Genomic DNA, 3,414 nt, shown 5'->3' on the forward strand with positions numbered 1-3,414 from the left:
CGTTTGAGACAACTTTTAAAGTATACCAACTTCCGAACCGGAAGTCAATAACTTTTTTCATAGTCATGTATACGTTGTCTTGGCGACCTAACTAATAATACACGCCTCCCTTTCATTGGTCAATACTTTTTTAAAACTAATTTAAAAAAGATAAAACAAGGACCCCCAGCACACCTGGAATACCACATAGAAGTGCAAACCCTGCCGTAAAGTAAGTGATTGGTACTTCCCATTCAAAATCACTAAATCCTGCAGTGAGGTGCAAAGCATAGAGACTTACCGCCCCGACCATCGCCCGCATGAATAACTGGCTGAGTCGGTCCCATAAAGAAGAGAATGGAAATCGCAGAAGAACTAAACTGGCCAAAACAAAAAGGGAAAGTCCGAGGTAGATCAACTCACCACTCCTTTCCCTTTAATCTATGTTACCGGTTTGGTCGATAGACCACTTGCCGGCGCTTCGCTTCTTTATAGAGATAAAAATGAACGCTTTCCATTGCTTTTCGTTTGGCGATGGCATCTAAATTGAAATCGTCCAGATGGGCTTCCACTACTTGAGCAGCATGCCAGTCAGAGCGTGTTTCTTCTAATAGACGGATAAAGCGCGCATCGTACTCTTTCTTTAATTTGTTTCTACGCGAAAAGAGAGGCATTACAGTTCGCGTCTCCCTTCCAGTGCTTTTGAAAGTGTCACTTCGTCCGCATACTCCAGGTCTCCCCCAACAGGCAGGCCGTGTGCGATACGCGTCGTCCGGATGCCAGATGGTTTCACGAGACGCGAAATATACATGGCCGTCGCTTCCCCTTCGATCGTCGGGTTCGTTGCTAGGATCAATTCCTCCACTTCTTCGTTTTGTAGACGCTTGAGAAGTGGCGGGATGTTGATGTCTTCCGGGCCAATCCCTTCCATAGGAGAGATAGCACCATGAAGAACGTGATAGAGTCCTGAATAGTCGCGCATCTTTTCCATCGCGATGACATCTTTCGTGTCTTGAACGACACAGATCATCGTCTGGTTCCGTGAATGGTCTTGGCAGATGGCACACGGATCAATATCCGTGATATGACCACAGACCGAACAGTAACTCAAGTTTCGCTTGGCATCGATTAACGCTTTCGCAAAATCGGTGACCGTGTCTTCTTTCATACTAAGAACAAAAAACGCCAGACGAGCCGCAGTTTTCGGCCCGATACCTGGCAGTTTCATAAAGCTGTCGATAAGTTTGGAAATCGGAGCTGGATAGTGCATAAAGGGTTCCTCCTAGAACATGCCAGGAAGGTTCAATCCTTTCGTGAATTGTCCCATTGTGGCATTTGACGTTTCTTCAGCTTTTTTCAATGCTTCGTTTGTAGCAATGACAATAAGGTCTTGTAGCATTTCCACATCTTCCGGATCTACTACCGTTTCATCTAGAGTGACGCCTACTACTTCACGGTGTCCAGTAACGGTTACTTTTACCATACCGCCTCCAGCGACTCCTTCAAAGTGTTGGTTACCCAGTTCTTCTTGAGCTTCCGCCATTTTCTTTTGCATCTTTTGCATTTGTTTCATCATACCTTGCATATTTCCCATTCCACCACGCATAGTGAGTTCCTCCTCTTAATCTTCTTTGATTTCAACAAATTCTTCACCGAAAAGTTTGGTCGCTTCAGAGACGAGCGGATCTTCCTGCGTCGCTTGTTCTTCTATATCCTCCAATTGATCCGTTGAACCGGATACTTGATTGGTTGCAAGGAACGAAGAACGAATCTCCATCCACTGTTCTTCCGGTGTATAAAGTACTTCATATAGCGTTCCCGTCACATCTTCCACAACTTGTGGGAAGGAAGTCGAAAACGTTTGATTGTCTATCGCCATTTGGCAATGGATCTCATATTTAAATTTTAACACAAAAGCGGAATCGGATGCCGCAACAGGTTCCGCATCATTCAGAAGGGCCGCATGTGAACGCTGCATCTGCTGCAGGATCAATGCCCATTGGGATTTGATTTGCTGAATCGCAGGTTTCGTTGCAGATTTCAGCACCTCTTGGATCCGACCTACTGGAACTTTGATTGAGCTCTGTGCGCGTTGACGCTGACGTTTCGGTTGTTCGGCAACAGGAGCCCCACCTGAGTTTAATTGCGCTTCAAGCTGTGCAATCTTGCGTTCTAGTTTCTGCACTTGCTCATCCGATATGGTAGAGACATCTCCAGAAACAGCTGCCGGTTTTGTAGAAAGCTGTGACAAGCGAATGAGTGCCGTCTCCACATAAATTTTCGCGTGATTCGAGAATCGCATCTCCTGCTGCATCTCGGTAGCAACTTGAATGCTTTGGTAGAGTCGTTCCTGAGAATAGCGCTCGGCAAGTACCTTCACTTCATCCGTCACATCGGCAAGCTCTACAATTTCTTGTGCGTCAGGTACGTGCTTCATGATGAGCAAGTCACGGAAGAACGTGACGAGGTCTTCCATCAAGCGGACAGGATCCTTTCCATCCATCACCAATTGATCAAGCTGCGAGAGCGCTCCGTTCACATCCCCGTCGACCAGAGCACGTGCAATATGAACGAACGCTTCCGAACCAATCGAGCCTGTGATAAATAGGGCGTCTTCTACTGTCATGGTCCCATCACTATAAGATACGACTTGATCCAGTATGCTAAGTGCGTCACGCATTCCCCCGGCAGATGCCTGTGCAATAAGGCGCAACACTTTTTCATCATACGCAATACCGGCATCATCTAAGACTTGAATCATTCGCTCCACAATATCATTTTGTGAGATGCGTTTAAAGTCGAAGCGTTGACAACGTGAGATGATGGTGAGCGGAATTTTGTGAGGCTCTGTCGTGGCGAGTACAAAGACGGCGTGCGGCGGCGGTTCTTCAAGTGTCTTAAGGAGTGCATTAAAGGCACTTGTCGAGAGCATATGCACTTCATCGATGATATAGACTTTGTAGCGCGCATTCGAAGGAGCGAACCGAACCTTTTCGATCACTTCACGCATTTCTTCCACGCGTGAATGCGAAGCTGCGTCAAACTCAAGGACGTCCGGATTGGAACCGTTCGTAATGCTCGTGCAGATTTCACACGTATTACAAGGCTCTTTTGCAGGACCTGCTTCACAGTTGAGGGCTTTCGCAAAGATTTTTGCCGTACTGGTCTTCCCGGTTCCACGGGGGCCTGAGAAGAGGTAGGCATGCGTCGTCTTGTCTGAAGACAGCGCATTTTGGAGGGTCTGCTTAATGTGCTTCTGCCCCGACATTTCCGCAAAGGACTGCGGGCGATACGCTCGATAAAACGCTTGATAAGTCACACATTCCACTCCATTTCTACTCGTTAGTCACTCTTTCCATTATACCATAAGAAAATCCGGCCAAAAACCCTGGCCGGACCTTTTTGAACTATTTCACATCTGATATTTGATAGTGG

General features: G+C 46.8%; 5 protein-coding genes. All 5 read right to left on the bottom strand.

What is annotated here, in order from left to right; genetic code table 11:
- Positions 1 to 136 precede the first annotated feature (136 nt).
- The 5 genes from ACFO0S_RS00005 to dnaX are packed head-to-tail and all read right to left on the bottom strand — an operon-like array spanning position 137 to position 3,298.
- Positions 137 to 397, bottom strand: a complete 261-nt coding sequence (locus ACFO0S_RS00005) for a pro-sigmaK processing inhibitor BofA family protein (RefSeq protein WP_378138890.1) — start codon at positions 395 to 397, stop codon at positions 137 to 139.
- A 28-nt stretch (positions 398 to 425) separates the two neighbouring features.
- The gene (locus tag ACFO0S_RS00010; protein WP_378138892.1) at positions 426 to 653 is read right to left on the bottom strand and encodes a YaaL family protein; all 228 of its coding nucleotides are present in this window, start codon (positions 651 to 653) and stop codon (positions 426 to 428) included.
- The gene (gene recR, locus ACFO0S_RS00015) at positions 653 to 1,249 is read right to left on the bottom strand and encodes a recombination mediator RecR (protein ID WP_378138894.1); all 597 of its coding nucleotides are present in this window, start codon (positions 1,247 to 1,249) and stop codon (positions 653 to 655) included. Before recR ends, ACFO0S_RS00010 begins: the two co-directional genes overlap by 1 nt.
- 12 nt (positions 1,250 to 1,261) lie before the next feature.
- Positions 1,262 to 1,585 carry a YbaB/EbfC family nucleoid-associated protein gene (locus tag ACFO0S_RS00020; RefSeq protein WP_378138896.1) on the bottom strand — a complete coding sequence of 108 codons (324 nt, stop codon included), beginning with the start codon at positions 1,583 to 1,585 and terminating at the stop codon, positions 1,262 to 1,264.
- 15 nt (positions 1,586 to 1,600) lie between these two features.
- Complete coding sequence (gene dnaX / locus ACFO0S_RS00025) at positions 1,601 to 3,298, bottom strand: DNA polymerase III subunit gamma/tau (protein ID WP_378138898.1); 1,698 nt, start codon at positions 3,296 to 3,298, stop codon at positions 1,601 to 1,603.
- Positions 3,299 to 3,414: the final 116 nt, after the last annotated feature.

The sequence above is a fragment of the Chryseomicrobium palamuruense genome, assembly GCF_042649045.1.
Lineage (GTDB): Bacteria > Bacillota > Bacilli > Bacillales_A > Planococcaceae > Chryseomicrobium > Chryseomicrobium palamuruense.